This window comes from Rhodopirellula sp. UH5 (genome assembly GCF_056839225.1).
Window position 1 is genome coordinate 287,018 of the sequence record NZ_CM166390.1, and the last position, 19,399, is coordinate 306,416.

The 19,399-nt window shown below is 58.1% G+C and carries 15 protein-coding genes and 1 tRNA gene; 11 read left to right on the top strand and 5 right to left on the bottom strand.

All coding sequences use genetic code 11. The annotated features are described in order from the left end of the window. Positions 1-239: 239 nt before the first annotated feature. Positions 240-455, bottom strand: coding sequence for a hypothetical protein (locus tag UH5x_RS01040; protein ID WP_482634397.1), 216 nt, complete (start codon positions 453-455; stop codon positions 240-242). An 81-nt stretch (positions 456-536) separates the two neighbouring features. On the opposite strand from UH5x_RS01040, the gene aroA reads away from it, so the two are divergent. The 10 genes from aroA (at position 537) to UH5x_RS01090 (ending at position 14,022) form a co-directional block, all read left to right on the top strand. Next, complete coding sequence (gene aroA / locus UH5x_RS01045) at positions 537-1,928, top strand: 3-phosphoshikimate 1-carboxyvinyltransferase (protein ID WP_482634398.1); 1,392 nt, start codon at positions 537-539, stop codon at positions 1,926-1,928. A 16-nt stretch (positions 1,929-1,944) separates the two neighbouring features. Next, positions 1,945-2,709: an N-formylglutamate amidohydrolase gene (locus UH5x_RS01050; RefSeq protein ID WP_482634399.1), complete on the top strand. Its 765-nt coding sequence runs from the start codon at positions 1,945-1,947 to the stop codon at positions 2,707-2,709. 438 nt (positions 2,710-3,147) lie between these two features. Then, positions 3,148-3,993 carry a hypothetical protein gene (locus tag UH5x_RS01055; protein WP_482634400.1) on the top strand — a complete coding sequence of 282 codons (846 nt, stop codon included), beginning with the start codon at positions 3,148-3,150 and terminating at the stop codon, positions 3,991-3,993. Positions 3,994-4,445: 452 nt separating this feature from the next. Beyond that, entirely contained in the window at positions 4,446-5,171 is a 726-nt protein-coding gene (locus UH5x_RS01060; RefSeq protein ID WP_047814191.1) for a ParA family protein, read from the top strand. Then, entirely contained in the window at positions 5,164-6,153 is a 990-nt protein-coding gene (locus UH5x_RS01065) for a ParB/RepB/Spo0J family partition protein (protein ID WP_047813998.1), read from the top strand. The genes UH5x_RS01060 and UH5x_RS01065 overlap by 8 nt, the downstream gene beginning before the upstream one ends. A 525-nt stretch (positions 6,154-6,678) precedes the next feature. Then, on the top strand, positions 6,679-9,069 hold the full coding sequence (locus UH5x_RS01070; RefSeq protein WP_482634401.1) for a protein kinase domain-containing protein: 2,391 nt from the start codon (positions 6,679-6,681) through the stop codon (positions 9,067-9,069). A gap of 194 nt (positions 9,070-9,263) precedes the next feature. Continuing rightward, the gene (locus UH5x_RS01075) at positions 9,264-9,974 is read left to right on the top strand and encodes an RNA polymerase sigma factor (RefSeq protein WP_047814000.1); all 711 of its coding nucleotides are present in this window, start codon (positions 9,264-9,266) and stop codon (positions 9,972-9,974) included. Next, positions 9,971-11,584 carry an anti-sigma factor family protein gene (locus tag UH5x_RS01080; RefSeq protein ID WP_482634402.1) on the top strand — a complete coding sequence of 538 codons (1,614 nt, stop codon included), beginning with the start codon at positions 9,971-9,973 and terminating at the stop codon, positions 11,582-11,584. The genes UH5x_RS01075 and UH5x_RS01080 overlap by 4 nt, the downstream gene beginning before the upstream one ends. Before the next feature lie 239 nt (positions 11,585-11,823). After that, the gene (locus UH5x_RS01085; protein ID WP_482634403.1) at positions 11,824-13,794 is read left to right on the top strand and encodes a BBP7 family outer membrane beta-barrel protein; all 1,971 of its coding nucleotides are present in this window, start codon (positions 11,824-11,826) and stop codon (positions 13,792-13,794) included. 156 nt (positions 13,795-13,950) lie between these two features. Next, positions 13,951-14,022: transfer RNA gene (locus UH5x_RS01090), tRNA-Gln, on the top strand. 221 nt (positions 14,023-14,243) lie between these two features. On the opposite strand, the gene UH5x_RS01095 is transcribed toward UH5x_RS01090, so the two are convergent. The 4 genes from UH5x_RS01095 to UH5x_RS01110 form a co-directional block, all read right to left on the bottom strand. Then, positions 14,244-15,266, bottom strand: coding sequence for a hypothetical protein (locus tag UH5x_RS01095; RefSeq protein ID WP_482634404.1), 1,023 nt, complete (start codon positions 15,264-15,266; stop codon positions 14,244-14,246). A 252-nt stretch (positions 15,267-15,518) separates the two neighbouring features. Continuing rightward, the gene (locus UH5x_RS01100) at positions 15,519-16,253 is read right to left on the bottom strand and encodes a DUF3800 domain-containing protein (RefSeq protein ID WP_482634405.1); all 735 of its coding nucleotides are present in this window, start codon (positions 16,251-16,253) and stop codon (positions 15,519-15,521) included. Positions 16,254-16,360: 107 nt separating this feature from the next. Further along, the gene (locus tag UH5x_RS01105) at positions 16,361-16,789 is read right to left on the bottom strand and encodes a type I restriction-modification system subunit M N-terminal domain-containing protein (RefSeq protein ID WP_482634406.1); all 429 of its coding nucleotides are present in this window, start codon (positions 16,787-16,789) and stop codon (positions 16,361-16,363) included. 204 nt (positions 16,790-16,993) lie between these two features. Next, on the bottom strand, positions 16,994-17,350 hold the full coding sequence (locus UH5x_RS01110; RefSeq protein WP_482634407.1) for a hypothetical protein: 357 nt from the start codon (positions 17,348-17,350) through the stop codon (positions 16,994-16,996). A 482-nt stretch (positions 17,351-17,832) separates the two neighbouring features. On the opposite strand from UH5x_RS01110, the gene UH5x_RS01115 reads away from it, so the two are divergent. Further along, positions 17,833-19,260: a neutral/alkaline non-lysosomal ceramidase N-terminal domain-containing protein gene (locus UH5x_RS01115; RefSeq protein WP_482634408.1), complete on the top strand. Its 1,428-nt coding sequence runs from the start codon at positions 17,833-17,835 to the stop codon at positions 19,258-19,260. Positions 19,261-19,399: the final 139 nt, after the last annotated feature.

The following is a 19,399-nucleotide window of genomic DNA, read 5'->3' on the forward strand; positions in this document are numbered from 1 at the left end:
ACAAAGCCCTCCGCCATCCTCTATCGGAATTCCTCCGAGTTCGGGTGAGGTAATTTAGGGAGGTTTTGCCGATTATTTCGATGCGATGGATTTTTCCGTCCGAAAATTGGAAGTTCCGCTCAAGTTCGCTCTTCCGCGAACCGGGGCAAAAATGTGACAAGAGCTTTCCCGGCGAGCAAGGAACGCTCTTTTCCGGTCTCTTCTTTTTGTTCCGCTTCACGCAGGATGCCAGTGATGCCTCAGTTGATTTTTTTGGCGACCGCCACCAGTGCCATCGGATTGCCGTTGATTGCCTTGGTCATGTTGATGGTCAGTAAATTGTCGGTGGGCGCGGCCGCGCGTCGTGCCGAGCGTCGCTTTTTGGCATTATTGGTTATCATGAGTGTGGTCACTGCTCGCACCGTGACCACCAGCGAGCCGACTTGGTTGATCCACACGGTCACCTTGGCGGTCATGATTGTTGGATCCCTTTGGATTCCCGGGCAGCATCCACCCCGGACCTCGTCCTCTCCAGAACAAACCTCTTTAGCCGGTTCATGAACTCGATCACCGAATTGCCGTCCAACGCCATCGCCACCGTCCGAGTCATTCCCGGTGGCCCCGTTCACGGTTCAATTCGACCTCCCGGTAGCAAGAGCCTGACCAACCGAGCCCTGTTGATGGCCGCATTTGGCAGTGGCACCAGCCAGCTCAGCGGTGCGTTGGTCAGCGAAGACACGCACGTGATGACGGACTCGCTTCGCAAAATCGGTGTGGAGATTGAATCGCTCGATGCGGGGCGAACTCTCGTGGTCAACGGCATCACCGCGTCTCCTGAGTCCAAGGGTCCGCATGAATTGTTCATTGCCAACAGCGGAACCACGATTCGATTTTTGACTGCCGCCCTCTCGGCTCTCGGCGGCAACTACATCTTGTCGGGCGTCCCGCGGATGCATGAGCGTCCCATCGGTGACTTGATCGACGCGCTTTCGCCAGTCGTAGACGGCCGCATCGAAGCGGTCTCTGAAGGCGGATGCCCCCCGGTTCACATTCAGACCGCTGGTTGGGAGAGTCACGAGCTGAAGGTGGGGGGCAGTGTCAGCAGCCAGTATCTTAGTGGTTTGATGATGGCGGCTCCGCTGGCCAGTCGTCAGTCTGGGCAAACCGTGACGATCCGAGTTGTCGGCGAATTGGTCTCCCGTCCCTACGTGGAGATGACTGCCGACGCGATGCAGGTTTTCGGTGCGGAGGTGGACTTGCAGTGGCCAGCTTCCGCCGAGGGAGATGTGCTGGTTCAGATCGGTGGCGACTACGACTCGATCGGTTGGGACATCGAACCGGATGCTTCCGCAGCCAGCTATTTCTGGGCCGCCGCGGCGATTTCGGGCGGCGACGTCACGGTCAAGGGGCTCAGCCGAGCAGCGACCCAAGGGGACGTGGCCTTCGTGGATGTCCTGGAAATGATGGGGTGCCAGATCGAAGAAAGTGACGATTCCATCCGCGTCATCGCGACGGAATTGCCCGGCGGAAAGCTTTGCGGCGTGGATGTGGACATGAACGCAATCAGCGACACCGTGCAAACGCTGGCGATGGTCGCACTGTTTGCTAGCTCGCCAACTCGTGTTCGCGGTGTGGCTCACAATCGTTTCAAAGAGACGGATCGGATCGGCGACTTGGCCTGCGAGCTTCGCAAGCTGGGAGCGACGATCCATGAACACGAGGACGGGATGACCATTCATCCGCTGAGCGAGCCTGTGGTCAGTGAGTCCAGCCCCGTGCGGCTGGACACCTACCATGATCACCGAATGGCGATGAGCTTTTCGTTGGCGGGACTGCGGTTGGGCGGCATCGAAATCGAGAACCCTGCCTGCACAGGGAAGACCTATCCCAATTACTGGGCGGATCTGGAGCAGTTGATCGGTCGGGCTCACCACTGGACCGCGGAATAGTTGCGGGAGAACAAGGATGGCTCTCTTAGTGACCTGCGACATCGGTGGCGACCGGATCCCAGAATCACTGCGCGAGCTGCTGGTTCACTCGGGGTGGCCGGCGGCACTTCCTGGCACAGCTTCCGTTCTCAGTGACGAGGACCGGTCCCGATTGTCTCCTCCATTGATTGATCGTGACGCTGGTTTTGCCTCGCGGATGATCGCCGAGCACGCCGGGTGTGATTTGATAGCAAATCCGTATCGGGCGGACTTGGTCGATGTGGGGCGATCGGTCCATCACCGTCATCTCTTTCGCCCGTCGATCCGGAAGTTGTCCGTTCAGGTTCGCAACGCGATTTTGGCGGAAATCCGCACGCCTTATCGAGAGGCAGTGCGGCGGCAAATCAGCGAGATGATGTTGCAGTCTCCCTACGTCGTGCATCTGTCGGTTCGCACGTTTGCCGCACGAGCAGCATCCGGCCAGTGGCAGCGGGGTGATGTCGGGTTGCTGTACGATCCCAGCCGCCGCGACGAGCTGGATTGGTGCCTGGACCTGTCCGACGAGCTGTATTTCGCGATGCCCGATTTGCGTGTCCGCCGCAATCATCCGGGCCGCGGCACGAATGATTCGTTGACCAAGGCGATGAGAAAGCATTTCCACGACGTGCACTATTTGGGCGTGGAGCTTGTTTTGAACCGAGCCTGGGCAGCTCGCCCGGTTCGCCGGCGCGGGGAGGTGTTGCGGTCGTTGGCGAGAGCGATCCGCGATGTGACCCCCGAGGTCACTCAGCGAGCGGCGTGACTCCACCCCCGCAACGTTTGGAGGTCGAGCGGCTTTGCATTGCCCTCCCGAGGTCGTGCCGTTCTTAAGTGCTGGGCCAGCAGCGTCTTGAGAACCCCGCCCGCGCAGCGGAAGGGGGCGGAAAGCGAGCGTTGAGCGAGCTCTCCCCAAACTTCGTTTCAGGAGAGGTGCAACATGCGGAAGCCCACCGAAAAGCGGTATCTGAAAACCGCACAACCATCGGGCGACAGGGTTTCCGCGCCCGTTTGTTCCGATCGTTGAATCTATTCGCTCGTGACCTTTTCGTTTGCAGCGGTCATTCGTCGCCGAAGAAATTCTTGCGGGCAGGGTGACTTTCGCTGCCGATCAACTCGATAGGCATCCGCATGAAGCGATCGACGGTGCCCCTTCATGGACGAAGCTGGATTGTTCTTTTCCCCCAGCCTTCGAGTCCTTCTCATGCGAAATCTCACGCTCGGCACGATCATTGTTGTCGGTGGCTTGCTCGCCGCGATTCCATTTCGTCGCGACGCGGTGCATCCCGAATCTTCCGACCCCAATGCCTTGGCAACGGGGCCGACGTCGGCCCCCTTCGCGATCGCCACATCTGATCCGTTGACTCCGCCTTGGGATTCGGGAACCTCGGGGGCCGGGCAGGCAGCGACCTTTTCGGCTCAGGCTCAGACGACGGGCTGGCCGAATCATCGGGCGCCTGATCCACCCCGCCAGGGTCATGCGGCTCCGTCGCGAGCCGACGACTTTGCCTCGACTGGTCCCGGAGTCATTCCCACGGAGCAGGCCGCTCGTTCCCGTCGCGACTCGCGTTTGCCGCTGACGTATGACGATTTGGCCGTGCCGCTGAGTAGCCCACACTTCCCTGACCAGCGGTACAACGCTCTGGCAGGATCGCCATCCAATCCCCTGCCTCCGATTGGCAAGGCGGAAGTTCGGGTGCAAGGTTCCGTGTCATCGGGCTCTGTCGCGTCAGGCCCCGTGTCATTGGGTTCTGGCCAGGTCGCGGCGCGTCCTTCCACGTCCGCTCCTGCGAATTTGGCTTCGAATCCCGACGTTCGCGAAGAGTCGACGCCGGCGCAATTGGCCAGCTCGGTGCCGGGTTCTCAGGTGAGGCCCGATGCCCGGCAGCAAGTCCTGAGGCCGCCGACGGTGGATTTGCAGCGTCAGCTTCCGCCGCAGGGCTCGACTCGTTCACGTTCGTTCCAGATCCCGGAAGTCGCGATGCCTGCGATGCCGGCAGCACCCAGTGTGATGGAACGCCAACGCCACTGGATCCGGCAACCCGATTGAGCTGGTTTCTTTCGTCACCTGGTACCCCGACGCGTCACGGCTTGTTGATTGAATCCTAACCCGAAGCGTTCGCGAGTGATCGCGTGTCATGGCAACAAGCCTGTGGGTTCCTCGCTCACGCGTCGGGTTACTAGGCAGGCTTCATCCGGGCAACGCCGCGCGAGGTCGAAGGGCGATTGGGCTTTCCGGCAAAGAAGCGAGATGCGGTTGCTTCTTCTTTCTGCTTCCTTGGGCTTTGTCATCTGCCCAATTTCACACGAAACTCGTGGAGGCAGAAACACGCTGAGCAAGTCAAGCCCGGTTTCTTATGAAACCAGTCTTGTTTCGCGAGCTTTGTTTCACCTAGTTTCCCGCTTGTCCAAGGTGTTCCTTGGTCGGTCGGCAAACGGACTTGCCGGCAATGTGATTCATCTCATTCGGACGCAGTGAACGTGGCGAAGATCTTGTCAATCGTGAACCAGAAAGGAGGCGTCGGGAAGACCACCACTTCGGTCAACCTGTCCGCCGCCCTGGCCATGTCTGGCAAGAAAACCTTGTTGGTCGACATCGACCCACAGTGCAACGCCACGTCTGCCTTGGGGCATTCGCCTGCCGCGCATCACGGATTGACGGGAACCGAATCGCTTCCTGATTCGATCGTCGAAACCGATGTGCTGCATTTGGGGTTGTTGCCCGGCAGTCGCTCTTTCCATGACGCGGACGTGCTTGCAGAAACCGGCGATCGTTCGACCGCTCGGGTTCGAAAGCATCTCGATAGCGTGATGAGCGACTACGAATACATCTTGATCGATTGCCCGCCCAGTGCGGGTGCCATGACGGAAACGGCGCTGACCGCCAGCACCGAAGTGTTGATTCCGATCCAGTGCGAGTACTTCGCGATGGTCGGCGTCACGCAACTGATTGGAACGATCAAGAAGGTCATCACCGCCACCGATGGTCGACTTACCTTCGGCGGGATCCTGCTGACGATGTACGACGAATCACTTGAACTGACTCGAGAAGTCGACGAAGAGGTCCGTGACTTCTTTGGCGACATTGTTTTTGAAAGTGTCGTGCCCCGGGATGTCGCACTGTGCGAAGCCCCCAGCCACGGCCAAACCGTTTTCCAGTACGCCCCGCGAAGTCGCGGCGCGTTCGCTTATACCCAACTGTGCATGGAGGTACTGCAACGTGACTAACGCGACAACCAATCGACCCAACCCCGGCAAAGCACCCGCTGGCAAAGACCGCCGCCTCGGAAAAGGCTTGGCCGCTTTGTTGGGTGAACCGATGGACGACATCGTTCCACCGGGCGAAACCAACGATGCTCCTCAACCAGGCATCCAGTCGCTCGAGTTGCCGATCGACTCCGTCGAAGCCAACCCGTTCCAACCGCGTCGCGAATTCAATCCCGACGAGATCGCTTCGCTGGCCGAATCGATCAAGAACCACCAGCAGTTGCAGCCAATCCTGGTTCGCATCGTGGACGGTCGCTATCAGCTGATCAGTGGCGAACGTCGTTTGCGTGCGACCATTCACGCGGGTTTGAAAACCATCCGCGCTGAAGTTCGTGAAGCCGACGACCGCTTGGTCGCTGAGCTGGCCATCATCGAGAACTTGCAACGCAAGGACTTGAACGCGATCGAAAAAGCGATGTCGTTCAAACGCTACATCGACGAGCACAAATGCAAGCAGGACGACTTGGCTCGCCGGTTGAGCATTGACCGGAGCACGATTGCTAACTTGATGCGTTTGCTGGAACTGCCTCAGCCCATTGTTGAGATGGTCACCAGCGGCGAGTTGACCGCGGGGCACGCTCGAGCATTGCTGCCAATCGGTGAAGTCGAAGTGCAGGTTGTCACGGCCAAGAAGATCTTGGAAGAAGGATGGAGCGTTCGCAAAACCGAGACCGGTGTGGCGGAACTGCTTCGTGCAGAAGAGGACTGCGAGACGGGCCTCAAGGTCACCAACGTCTCACGCCAAAAACGCAAGCCTGTTCCTCCGCACATCGAAGCGATGCAGCAAGAGATGCGGATGGTGTTCGGCACCAAGGTTGAGATCAAAGCCTCGGCTCGCAGTCGCGGCAAGATCACGATTCATTTCAGTGACGCCGAAGAGTTCGAACGCATTCGCGGTCTGCTGGGCGGCGTCAATCGGCCTCAGCTTCGCGTCGCGGGCTGATCCAAATCGGCTGAGCAAGCTTGCTCGGCAACCCAAGATTCACCTGGCCGGCGTGGTGCAGCGGATTCGATCCGCGGCCACGTCGGTTTTTTTGTGCGCCGCTCGTGCGGTGATTTGGGGTGGCGTCTCGATTCCGTAGGTTGGGATCCCAGCCCGACAAGCAGTCTTCTTTTCATTTCGGACGCTTGCCGCTCCGGTGTGATGCAGTCAGTTGTCGGGTTGAGAGCCCAACCTACATACGAGGCTTTGTCGGGCGAAGAGCCCAGGCGACGGTTGGGCCTCGCTGGGTTTGGGGGGACGAACAGACGGGGGTGGGCAGACGTGGCGTGGGTTTCTGCTCCCCCGGTTGGTCGATCCGGCCAGGTAGACTTGTCCGGGCCAGCGGGCCGGAATTCTGGGCGATGCAGGGGTGAAAACTGCTCTTGGGCCTACGTTGCCAGTGGCCCGCCGTCTAAAATGAGGTGCGCGAATTTCGGCATGTGTGGCCAACTCATTCGCGGATGTTCGCCCTCTTCGGACGTGTTGATGTCCAGCCTGATTGAAACGATTGAAGTCGATGCCGCTCTGTCCAAGCGATTGGCCGAGATGCCTGCTGATTCGCAGACGCTCACATTGTCGCTGGACGCGATTGCCGAGGGAGGATCGAGCGCGGGTGTGTTGCAGCATCCCAGTTGGGCATACGTTCCGCACATTGCGACGCCTCGTGTCACCACCGAAGGCAAGGTCGATGCAGCGGACTTGGCTCGAACGATCGAGGCCACTGGTTCGGTCGATGGTGACGTCGTGGATACGGATCCATCGCGAACCGGGAATCTGCTGATTGGTGCGGGCGACTCATCGCCATCCGCTCTCAACCCTCCGGCCGCGACCTCCAGCTGCGAAGGGTTCTTGCCGCCGCGTCGCGTTGCCATGTTGAGTTCTGATCCGACCAAGGCGGATTGTGCCTCCATGAAGGATGTTGAGTATCGGTTGGTGGGAACGCTGGGCAGCGGTGGGACGGGGATCGTGTACCAAGCCCACCAGCGAGCGATCGATCGCGAAGTGGCAATCAAAGTGTTGCGGCGTGAGTTGGCAACGGATGCTTCCTCACGTGGACGCTTCTTGGCCGAGGCTCGTGTGATCGGTGCGCTCGACCATCCCAACGTGATCGCGCTGCATGATCTCTGCATTGACGACGAAGGTCAGCTCTTCTACTCGATGAAGCGGGTGGATGGTGCGAGTTGGGACCAGCAAATCGACACGCTTTCTTTGGAGAAAAACCTCAATATTTTGCTGCGAGTTGCCGATGCTATTCGTTACGCGCATTCGCGAGGCCTCGTGCATCGCGATTTGAAGCCCGAGAACGTGATGCTGGGACGCTTCGGCGAAGTCCTGGTGGCGGACTGGGGATTGGCCCTCAGCAAGAGTTCGTTGACGCCGACGGCGGCTGTTCCCAGCACGGATTCGCATCACGCGATTGGGGGAACGCCAGCCTACATGGCTCCGGAACTGGCAGCCGGTGATCTGTTTGGCATCACCTATGCCACGGACATCTATTTGTTGGGCGCGATCTTGTTTCGAGTGGTGGCGGGTTTCCCGCCGCACCATGGCAAGAGTCTGTTGGCCTGCATTCGAGCTGCAGCAAACAATCAAATCGAGCCCGTTCCAGATCAACTCGGTGACACCGAGTTGGAATTGATTCAGATCGCGCTGAAGGCGATGGCGACCGATCCTCTGGACCGGTTCACTTCGGTGGAAGAATTGATCGAGGCGATTGAAGGTCACCGCTCTCATGAGGCCAGCGATCGTTTGGTCCGTCGTGCAAAACGGCGTTTGGCCGAGATCGGTGAACTGGGAGCTCCCGAAGAAGTTTGCCAGGAAAGTGTTCCATCCGGCTTGCGAGCGGATCGGTACGAGCGTTTTGCGGCCGTCGACGCTCTGCTTCGCGAAGCCATCGAAATTTGGCCCGACAACCGTCGCGCGATCGACACGTTGCGTAGCACCCAGTTGGAATTCGCCCGAACCGCCACCGCCCAAGGCGACTTGGATTTGGCGTTGGTCCTGTATGAATCCGCCGGGCAAACTGACAGCGAAGCGGCAGCGCGAGTTCGCAAGCAACGCGATCGTCGTGAACGAGTGCGTGAAAGCCAAGCGAAGTACTCGACCTTGTTCACGCACTCGCCCGACGCCGGGATGCTGATCCGCTGGTCCGATGGCGTGGTGCTGGAAGCCAACACTGCCTGCTTGGAATTGCTGGGCTATGCCAAAGAAGAGGTCGTCGGCCAAAAGATGACGTCGTTGACAATCTGGGCTTGCCCAGAGAAACGCGAAACGTTCATCGAGCAACTCGCTCGGGAAGGGCAGATCGACAACTTCGAAACGCAGTTCCTGCACAAGCAAACTCAATTGGAAGAACCCAATTGCGATGACAAGACCGGCCAGGTGCAAATCCCAGGCGTGATCGATGTTTTGATCAGTTCGCGAACGGTTCAGCTGGGCGGCGAAGAAATGCTGTTGTCGACCGTGCGGGATATCTCGGCTCGCAAGACCGCGGAACGTGATTTGGAGTATTCTCGGCGGCGGTTGCGAGACCTTCAGCGTTTGGCGGGGTTAGGTAGTTGGTCGTTCGCTTTGCAGTCCCAGGCGATCCGTTGGTCCGAAGAAGCGTTCCGAGTGACCGGACGAGATGTCAGCCGTGGGGCTCCGGATTACAACGACTTCATCGCGTCGATTCACCCGGACGACCGTGAGAAACTTCAGGTTGCCGTGGAACGTAGTCTGACTCAGGGGACCTCGTACCAGTTGAAGTTCCGGTATCGTGATGACCAAGGCAAGTATCGAAAGTTGTTCACACGTGGGAATCCGGTGTTTGATGCGGATGACAACGTGATCGAAATTTATGGCATCTTGCAGCACGCCGCGGCCGGCGGTGGGTGAGCGGCGAAGCGGGGCCTCGGTGGTGGAGGTCCCGGCGAAGCTGGCTCTGCGGTTGCGTTTGGTTAGTTGGAGACCCGCTCAGAAACTTTTGACGCCGCCCTGCCCTACTGTGTTCTTTCCTGTTCCCGTTTTTTCCGTCCCTTTTTCCCTCCTCTCCCCACAGTGCCCTGACATCGCCGACCCAGTCCACCGTCCTGCGTTACACGCAATCTGATCCTGACGTGCGGTTGATGCTGCGCGTGAAAGAGGATGATGCGGGCGCGTTCGAAGAGCTGGTTCGGCGTTATCAAGCAAGGTTGGTTCGGTTGATGCAACACTTGGCACCTCGAGGCGACCTGGCGGAGGATTTGGCACAGGAAACCTTCATGCGGGTCTACCGGGCTCGCCAGAGTTACACGCCGGGAGCCAAGTTTTCGACGTGGTTGTTCACAATCGCAGGCAATGTCGCTCGCAATTCCAAACGCACCGCGGCACGCCGGCATGAGACCAGCGAAGTCGATTCGCCGCGGGGCGCCGACGATTCGGATGACTCACCTTTTTTGGCGGTGACGGCGGTCGACAGCAGCGGATTGATGCCGACACGCCAAGTCGAAGGCGACGAACGAGCCACGATCGTTCGAGCGGCAGTCGCTTCGTTGAATGAACGCCAGCGCATGGCGTTGATCCTGTCTCGGTTTGAAAACATGAGTTACGTCGAAATCGCGGAAACGATGAGCCTGAGCACCAAGGCGGTGAAGTCGTTGCTCAGCCGCGCTCGCGTCAGTTTGAAAGAAGCTCTCACGCCCTACATCGAATCGGGGCAGTTGGGCGGAACGGTTGATCCGGCGATGTCATTGCCGTCGTTGAAAATGGAGCCAGCCGCCGATCAGCGGGCCGGTGAATTTGCCGAGGAGGAACCTTCATGAATGATCCCAAACGTCCTCTCGACAACCCAACCAACGCGGAGCTTGACGTTGATGCCAGCGTGTCCGGCAAGGCATCCGCCAACGAAACAGGTCAAACCGCCGGCGACAGAACCGTCTCGATGGCAATTCCCAAACTGGGGCCCGATGGTTCGGTGTCGGGAAACGGTTCGGCACGGGGCAATGATCCGGATCAGCTCACGCTTCGCGATGTTCCGCTGAATCTTGACGACGAGCAATTGGTCGCTTACCTGGACGGCGAGCTTTCCGGAAAGGAGCGTGCGGAACTCGAGGATCGGTTGATCAGTGAGGAATCCCTGCGTCTGCGTTTACAAGGTTTGCAGCGTGGTTGGGACATGCTGGATGTCTTGCCGACTCCGATGGTGGATGAGCACTCGGTCCAAACCACCTTGGAAATGGTCGTTCGTGATCTCACGCGAGCCTCGATGGGGATCGAGGCGGCGGGCACGGGCAATGGCGTTTCCGGTTCAGGCACCCTGCCCCGTCGTCGGATGAAGAAATGGACGCGTCGTTTGTTCGCGTTTGGCGTGCTGGCTTTGGTTGTTTCGTCGCTCGTCAGTTGGCGCTGGCAGACCGTCTCGCATCAGAGTCAAATCGCGGATTTGCCTATTGCGATCGATCACCTGGCGTATTTCAGCACCGATGACTTGGAGCTCGTCCGAGACCTCGCGGAATCACCGTTGTGGTTTGCGCTCGCCAGCCGATCCGCGACCGAAGACTTGGAGTCCTTGGTGGATCAATACGGAGGCACCGATGAATTGCTTGAGGCCGTCGCGGAACTGGATGAGGAGCAACGCGCGACGGCGTACCGACGTTGGGACACGTTCAACAACCTTTCTCCCCAAGCTCGCTCCATCACACGAGATCGAGCCAAACGCGTGGCCGAGGCAGAGGATTCGCAACAGTTGCTGACCACGCTCCGAGCTTATTCACGTTGGAAGGAACAGCTCAGTCGTGACACGTTGGCCGCCATCGAAAACCAAACCGGTGAACTGCGTGAACGTGCGATCGAAGAAGGCGTGCATGAAACGATGAGCGTCATCGGACGTGTGACAGCAAAAGGTTTGAGTGACGAGACGATCGAGCGGATCGCATTCACGATGCGGCAAATCGTTCAACAACGGATCGCGGATCAAGAGCCAGCCGCCACGCGAATGATGGAAGGGTTTCGCCGCTGGAGAGAGCGTGAGAGTGGTGGCCGGGGACGGGATGGTCAGGGTGTCGATGAATCGATCTGGTATCATTTCATCGCTCATTCGATTGTGGGAAACTCGGGCCGTCGTCACGGTCCCAAGGATGGGAAACGTGGCCCTGAATCACCACCGTTGACGCTGAGCGAACTGCATCAAATCGAAATCATGCTGCCGCAAGAAGACTTGGAGCTGCTGCGAACGGTTTCCACGAACGCTTGGTTCCGTTCGATGGTCATCCGCGACTGGGCCGAAGAAGCCTTGCGGCGTCGCGGTCGGCCGGATTCGGAATCGAAAACGCTGCAACAAGCTTATCAAGAAGCCTCCGCTGACGAACGAGAAGTGCTCGACCTGTTGCCTCCCGAAGAAGTTCGCGACCAACTCCTTCGCCCCTCGAACTGAGTCACAGCTGAATCGTCTGTTGGGCTGGTTTGCCTCACCCGTCGACGCGGCTCCATGCCATGGCACGCCACGACGTGCCTTCTTGCGTGAAACACCGGCAGGCAAAATTCTTTCCGGCTTGATCTTTTCGGCTCAAGTTTGCTACCCCGAAAGCCGACGCACCGGCGATTGCCGCTGACACGACGCAATCGTCTCGCAATTCACGGTTCCCCACGGAACCTCGGAAGGCTGGAAAGCACATGAACGACACCAGGACTCGATGCCGCTTTGGATTCAATCGCACGTTGCTGGGCGCATGCCTGGCAATCCATTTCGCGATCCTGCCGACCTTCGGCTGGGCTCAGGCAACCGCTGAGAAATCAAAGACCAACTTCTTTCCGTTTCCCATCCGGTTCGGGATGAAGTCGGAAGCCGAAATCAAGGGCGGTGTCAAAACGCCTCCGGTTTCGGTTGCTGCGACCAAGCCAAGTGCGACCTCTTCGGGGACTTCCACGCGGCGAATTCCTGTCGAACGGAACATTGGCAAACCCAATCACGCTGCATTCAATGATTCTGAGGAGGACGCCACCAACCAACCGGTGTCACAGGTCCAGCACGTTCAGTCTCGTGTCAGCCAATCGGCTCGTGCGAAGTTGCCCGCCGACGGGCGAGTGGTGATTCCAGGTACGAATGGGCTGCCGCAATTTGAAACGCCAGGGGAAATCACCAGTGTTGAGATCCTCGATGCTGACGGCAATCCGATTCCCAGCGAATTGGAAGAAGGCGAGTACTACTACGGTGCCCAGCCTGCCCCGGTCAGGGTTGGGCAACCATTGCCAGGAACGCTTTCCATTCCCGCTCGAACCGCGCAAGCCCGGATGAATGACTTTGTGCCACGCACGGTCGATGGCCAACTTCTCGATGGAAGCGTGGTCGAAGGGGAGTGGATCGGGGAGGACGAAATCTACGCCGGCGAGATGGGGGAAACCTACCTTGGCGACGAGAGCGTGTTGATGGAGGGAGCTTTTCAGGGGCAGCCACACGGACACTCACCAGCGTGCGATGAATGCGGTGGGAACTGTGTGGGCGCATGCGACGATCGGATTGACGCGCGCGTTCGCGTGTTGGCTCATGCGTTGTCGGATCCGCTGCACGATCTTTGGATTCGCGCGGACTACATGCACCTTTGGGTCGATGGACAAAATGCTCCTTCCCTGGTCACGACCGGCCGAGCCGGAACCGCTCGCGATGTGGCGGGCGAGATCGGCCAGCTTGGCACCGAAACGATTTACGGTGGCATGTTGGGTGACGAAGGACGTTCAGCCGGTCGAATCGAGATCGGGCGTTATCTGGGAGACACGGGCTTGGCGATCTCTGGATCAGTGCTCTTCTCGGAAGAGATCACCCAGCGTTTCTCGGCGGACGGTTCCCAATATTCGATTTTGGCGCGGCCGTATGTCGACGTGACGCCAGGCGGCACGGACAACGGAGAAACGGCAGACCTCATCCACTTCAACAATGAAATCAGAGGCAACATCTCAGTCGATTCGTCGACTGAATTTGGTGGCGCCGATGCGTTGGTGCGAGCCTTGTTGATCAACCAACGTGGTCGGAAAATGGAATCCTTTGTGGGCTACCGCTTTCTGCAACTGGACGATCGCTTGGCGATTCATGACGAACGGCGCTACTTGGTCGACGGTGGCGGGGTGGACGCAGGGACACTGCTGGAACAGACGGATAACCTCTCGGTTGAAAACCGTTTTCACGGCGCGACGATGGGGATCCGGTCGACCACTTCCGGTGATGTTTGGTCGTTCAACACACAAGTCCAATTGGGGATTGGGGTGATGCACAGCAGCGTTGCCGCCTCAGGGGCGTCCCTCCGCAGCGAACCGCAGGCGGGCGGCGGCGTGATCACCAGCCAATCCAACACCGGGTTGCTGGTTCGATCCACCAATTCAGGGGTCCGTGAGTTCGACGAGTTAACGGTCGCCCCCGAGATCCAGCTTTCCGTGACCCGTCACTTTTGGAATGACTGGGATGTCACGATTGGATACCAGTTTCTGTATCTCAGTCGGGTGATGCGAGCAGCGGAACAGATCGACCCGCTGTTGAATTTGAGTGACCTTACGATTGGCGGTTTCGAGGGCAGTCGTCGTCCAGATCCAGAGGGAACCTACAACGATTTGCTGGCACACGGGATCACCTTTGGAGTCGTTCACCCCTTCTGAGGCGGGAAAGCAGAGGGCGAAACGCAGGGCAAATTCGGCAAAATCGGTGTCTTCGAGCACCCGAAAAAAATTCTGGAACGAACCCGCTGGAAACTGCCAGACTCCTCTTTAGCAACCAAGCAACGCGTGCTAAACTTCCCGCTCAGTCGCACTCACTACCCCGTGGTGTAATTGGCAACACAGCTGGTTTTGGTCCAGCCATTCTAGGTTCGAGTCCTAGCGGGGTAGCTTGACGATCAGTCAGCGAAAGCCGGTTGAAGACAGACCCAGTGATTCATGGGTTTCTCTTCAGTCGGCTTTTTTTGTGTCCCGATAGCTCCGCCCTGCCCTGCCCCGCACCGTTGGCAGTGAGCTTGGTGGTGTTTTCAAGGTCCCGTTTCGGCGACCGCTTTTGCACCGGTCTCGTGGATGGGCGAAACCTTGCTCAAGCACCCTTCGCCAGCAGCAAGTCAAAAATCACTCGCTGGAACTTGGCGGCGAGTTCGGGGTTGTTGAGGTACTGAGTCATTTGGTTTTGGTGCACCTCGCCGCTGTTCATCACGGCGTCGTCGCGGGCTTCGGCGAAGTCGCCCAGCAGTGTTTGTTCGGGCGAGTTGTTCTCGATCTGATTCATCACCCGCTCGTTCTCTCGGACCTAGTCGCGGATGGTGTACGCGTAGTTGATCAGGTCCTGGTCCGTCAGTGATGAACAGCTCGTTCAAGCGTGCGATCAACTGGGACAGGAATATCCCCTGCTTTGATTTGGGTTTGCCGGTCCCGATATCCGCGCCGACGCTCAGGCCCTCGGCCCCTTCTTTGACGAGTAGCAGGTCCTGCTGTTTGATCTTCGAAAGGCGGTAGTGCGTCAGATCAATGGATGACAGGTCAATCGGATCCTCCTTGGGAGCTTCCTCGCGAAGCAACGGCGCAAGATGAAGGGCATTTAGGTTCAGCTTCTCCAGGTCCGTGCTGTCGTAGTCGACGATCTGCGACATGAACTCGTAGTATCGGCTGAACGAGATCAAGTCGGATTTAAAAACGCCGAGTGCGTCCATCTCCTTCTTGGCCTCATTCATATCGCCTTCCGAGTTGGCGATGAACGTCGCGTCGCCCAGCTTTTTGGCGTGCTGATACAGCTTTCGGTTGCTCTCGAATTTCTCTCTGGCTTCCTTGTACCTTGTTTGCCAGCGATCACGTGCCGGTCGACAAGCGTTGCTGAGTGCGGCGTTGCTTTTGCTCTTCGTGTAGAAGACCTCGCTGAACTGGTTCACCTCCGTCGACAGGAAGATGCTGGCTGAACGCAGCTTGTCGAACAGTTCCCAGATTTTGTTGGGGTCGGAGACATCGAGCAGCGTGGCCGCTTCGTAATACTCCTGAAACGCCGCCAGAACGTCCTCAGGTTCGTTGAAGAAATCCAGGACGTAGGTCTCTTTCTTTCCTGGGTAGGTTGCGGTCGTACTTCGACGGATCGCCGAGCTTCCAACCGCCAGCAACCATTTGGTCGATAATGTCTTGCTGGAAGGCGGCTTCCTTGGAGTCAGAGTTCATGTTGGTTTCTCGCGTAATTTGTTGCCATTCCCTTCCGCGGCGGGCTTCTTGGAGCCTTAATCTCAGGTCTCGCTTGACTTTCCGTTGGTTCTAACCGATCATTTGTAAAGACCCTGTCGCTCTCGAAGGCTCAAGTTCCACTTGGGGCACGTCGCAAGACATAGTGAGCACGGGGTTTTTTCGTGTACCGACGCGGCTCATGGCTTGGTGCGTGTCATGTCACGGTCGTGGTTTCGCGGCACCAGCTTCCAGTGTCGATAGGGGTGTCGCCAGCGGTTCACCAGATCCCCCTGGGTTCCGGTCGACTCACCGATGTTGAAGTGCGGGTAGATCACCCGTACCCGCGCAGAGATATGCTTGTAAAGCTTCTCTTTGGCGACCGTGCGTTTGCCTCGCCTGCTTTGCCCTGCGGGCTTTACCTGGTGCTGATTATTCAGACGGAACGTCATTGCCCCCAGCACAACGTCCAGGCATTGCAACAGATCGTGGTCCTTGGAATCGACCTCCGCGATCTGTCGCTTATCAAAATCGACATTCGCACGGCGCATCTCAGGATTACGTGAAAGCGCCTCGATGAAGGATTTGAACTTCGCGGTTTCTTCCCGACTGGTGGGCATTTGATCCATATTCAACCGCACACGCTTCGGCTCATCGTGCTCCTCATTTGAGAACGCGAGCCCAAACCCGTGCTTGATGAATTGGTAGTACAGTCGGTGATATTCCGACTGCCGCTGTTCCGATGTCAGGCCCTGTGGAACGTAGGTGTTATTGGTGAACATGATTCTGACCTTGGCCAAGTCAGCGGCCACCAGATCGAAGAAAGCGTCCATCACTGTCTTGTACTTGTCCAGGTAGTTCTCGGTCACCTTCGTCCACTTCAATTCACCGTGCAGGTTCTGTTCCGCCTTGCATTCTGAAAGCTGGGCGGTCACACGCAACAGATCCCGAGACCGGACCAACACGCCCCCGTAGAAATTCGAGAATTAGGCCCCGTCTTTGACGGACTCATCGGTAAAGATCACAAACTCGGTCGCCATCGTCAGCAGCCACCATCCGTTCCCGTGCGAAGTGTGGCATCCTGAAGCTGGGCGATGAATTCAGCGAATTTGAAGTGCTCGAAGATCTCGCGGGCGTCTTTGGAGAAGCATTCGATGTAGGTCAGCAGGTTCGTTTTGATGTCCGCACTACCGAGCTTGGACAGATCCATCGGGGACGTGTTGTAGAACGACTGCTTGGCGGCCTTGAGTAGGAATTTTTCACGGGCTTCCTCTTCGAGCGCCGTCATCGCCTTCAGTTTTTCGACCTGGGCGAGCACCTTCGGTTTGGTCGCCTCCAGCACACATTCCAAGCGGCGTAGGATGGTGAACGGGAGGATGATGCGTCCGTACTGGGATTGCTTGAAATCACCTCTGAGCAGATCAGCCAGGGACCAGATGTAAGCTGCGGTTTGTGAGAAGTTCGTGGTCATGAAACATCGTGTTCCAAAGGGGGCCAAGCATGGGCATCGCATGTCCTGCGATCTGTATGCGACCCATGCATGTTCAAAGATCACAAGCAGATTGTGGCCTTCAGCGGGGGCGTTGTCACCCACACTGGACAAGTCTGCCGCAGCACACCTCACCAACCGGATGAAGGTCTTGTTGGCCAGGATGGTGCTTGAGTTTCGGGGGCGTTAGACGCGGTAGGCAACCTTGCCGCTGGTTGCGATCGTGAAGAAGCCGCTCTTTTGCAATGCCTTGATCATTGCGTCCACTTCCGACTGGGAGATTCCACCTGAATTCTGAAATATTGCCCTGATGGAATTCACGACCGACTCGCGTTTCTTCGGCGAGAGCTTTTTCAGGCGTGGTTTGACGTGCTCAATTTTTTCTGCACGCGAAATCGGTTTGGCATCCGTGACTTTCGCGGATGGCGTGACGGCAGGAGCCGGAGACGGGCTCGGTTTGGTGAGCTGGCGGAGGGCTTCGTATTGTTGGGCGGTCATCTCGACCATGACGCTGCCAGTCGATGTGGTTCCTACTTTGTTCATGGCCTGCTTTGCTGGTTGGTCGAGTTCAATGGATCGACAGGCAATGGCGACTTCCTCAATACAGCAAGGATGGAAATCGGAGTCGAGTCAATGTTGCCTGTCTCGTGGCGGCGTCGCACGACCGCTTATGTTCCGTGAAGGGGCGTGTTCCGCTGGGGGACCGCGATCGCGTGCGCATTGAAAACGTAGCGTCCGGAGGCTGAGGACGAGCGTGCTTTCAGCGAACCGTGCATTGCGGATTCGTGAACGCGGGGGAGTCTAACGGTTTTGACGGTTACTCAGCCAAGGGAGGCCCGCGGACGTGGTTGCCGCAAGGCTGCTGGGGGGCGAATGGGCTGCGGTGGAAATGTTGCTGAGCCATCGCTTGGCTGTTCGGCATTGCCTTGTCACTCGTTCCGCCAGCCAAGGCATGGGCAGTTGCTCTACAATGCTCGCGAGGTGTATCCGTTGTGGAGATCCGCGCAACCATTGGGAATGGTGGAATGAAAGCTCAATCGTTTTTTGCCGTCGCTACGCTTCTGCTCTTCTCTGGCGTTGGATGGGGAGCTGAAACGGATGACGATTTGGTTCCCGAATCCACTTGGCAGGCGGGAGCCGCGAAAGTCGCGATCACACCCGACGAACCAATGTGGATGGCTGGCTATGCTTCCCGGACCCGCCCGGCCGATGGAAAACTGACGGAGTTGTGGGCGAAAGCATTGGTGCTGGAGGATCATGATGGAAATCGAGCTGTGGTTCTGACTCTGGATCTTGTTGGCATTGATCGTGCACTTTCGCAATCCATCTGTGACAGATTGAAAGAGCTGTGCGGTCTGCAACGCAACCAGATTGTGATCTGCACGTCGCACACTCACAGTGGACCGGTCGTCGGTCTCAATCTGGCGCCACTTCATCACGGGTTGCTCACCGATCCCCAGCGAAAAGCGATCGATGATTGGGTCGATGCCTTCCAGGATCAGGTGATTGCGTTGGTAGAAGAAGCGATTGGCAAGCTTGCCCCCAGCGAGGTCACGTGGGGTAGCGGCACGGCAACGTTTGCCGTCAATCGTCGTGAGAACCCCGAGGCAGCGGTGCCCCAGCGACGATCCGAAGGCCAACTGCAAGGTCCCAGCGACCATGACGTTCCGGTGCTCGCCGTTCGAGACGTGGACGGCAGCTTGACCGCTGTCCTCTTCGGGTATGCCTGCCACGCGACGACCTTGAGTGGCTATCAATGGTCCGGTGACTATCCGGGGTACGCTCAAGTGAATTTGGAAAACCAGCATCCTGGTTGCGTGGCATTGTTCTTTGCCGGTTGCGGCGCCGACCAGAACCCGTTGCCCCGACGCACGGTGGAATTGGCGCAGCACTATGGGCGGCGTCTAGCCGATGCGGTGGACACGGTTTTGCTGACGACGCAAATGCACCCGGTCCAGGGTTCGTTGCGGACCTCGTATGCAGAGATTGATCTGCCGTTTGATGAACTGCCGACGAGGGAGGAAATCGAATTGAGTTCAAGGTCCGAGAATCGCTACGAGGTGGCGAGGGCGAAAATGCTGTTGGAGCAAATCGATGGCGGGGCTCCACTGCTGCCGACCTACCCGTATCCGGTGAGCGCCTGGGCGCTTGGCGATGGTCCGCTGCTCACAACGCTTGGCGGGGAAGTGGTTGTCGACTACGCGCTTCGGCTGAAGAGCGAATTGACAGGGGTGCAAACATGGGTGGCCGGTTACGCCAACGACGTGATGGCGTACGTTCCCTCCCGTCGAGTCCTTGGCGAAGGTGGGTATGAAGGCGGCGGGGCGATGGTTTACTACGGGCTGCCGACTTCGTGGGGGCCGAGCATCGAGAAGGACATCGTTCAGGAAGTTCATCGGCAGGTCGAAAGCGTGTCGACTCACGAGGAAACCGTTCCGACGCGAGCCCGTTGATGCAACGCGTCTTTGAGTGGACGCTTCGTCCAAACCGCTTGCCTTGTGCTAGGAGTGTCGCCTAGTTTGGCACCGTCCTATTTCCCTTCGCCAAGCCAACGTGCCGCAAAAACGAGGTGGTTGGCAACCTTGTCCGCCA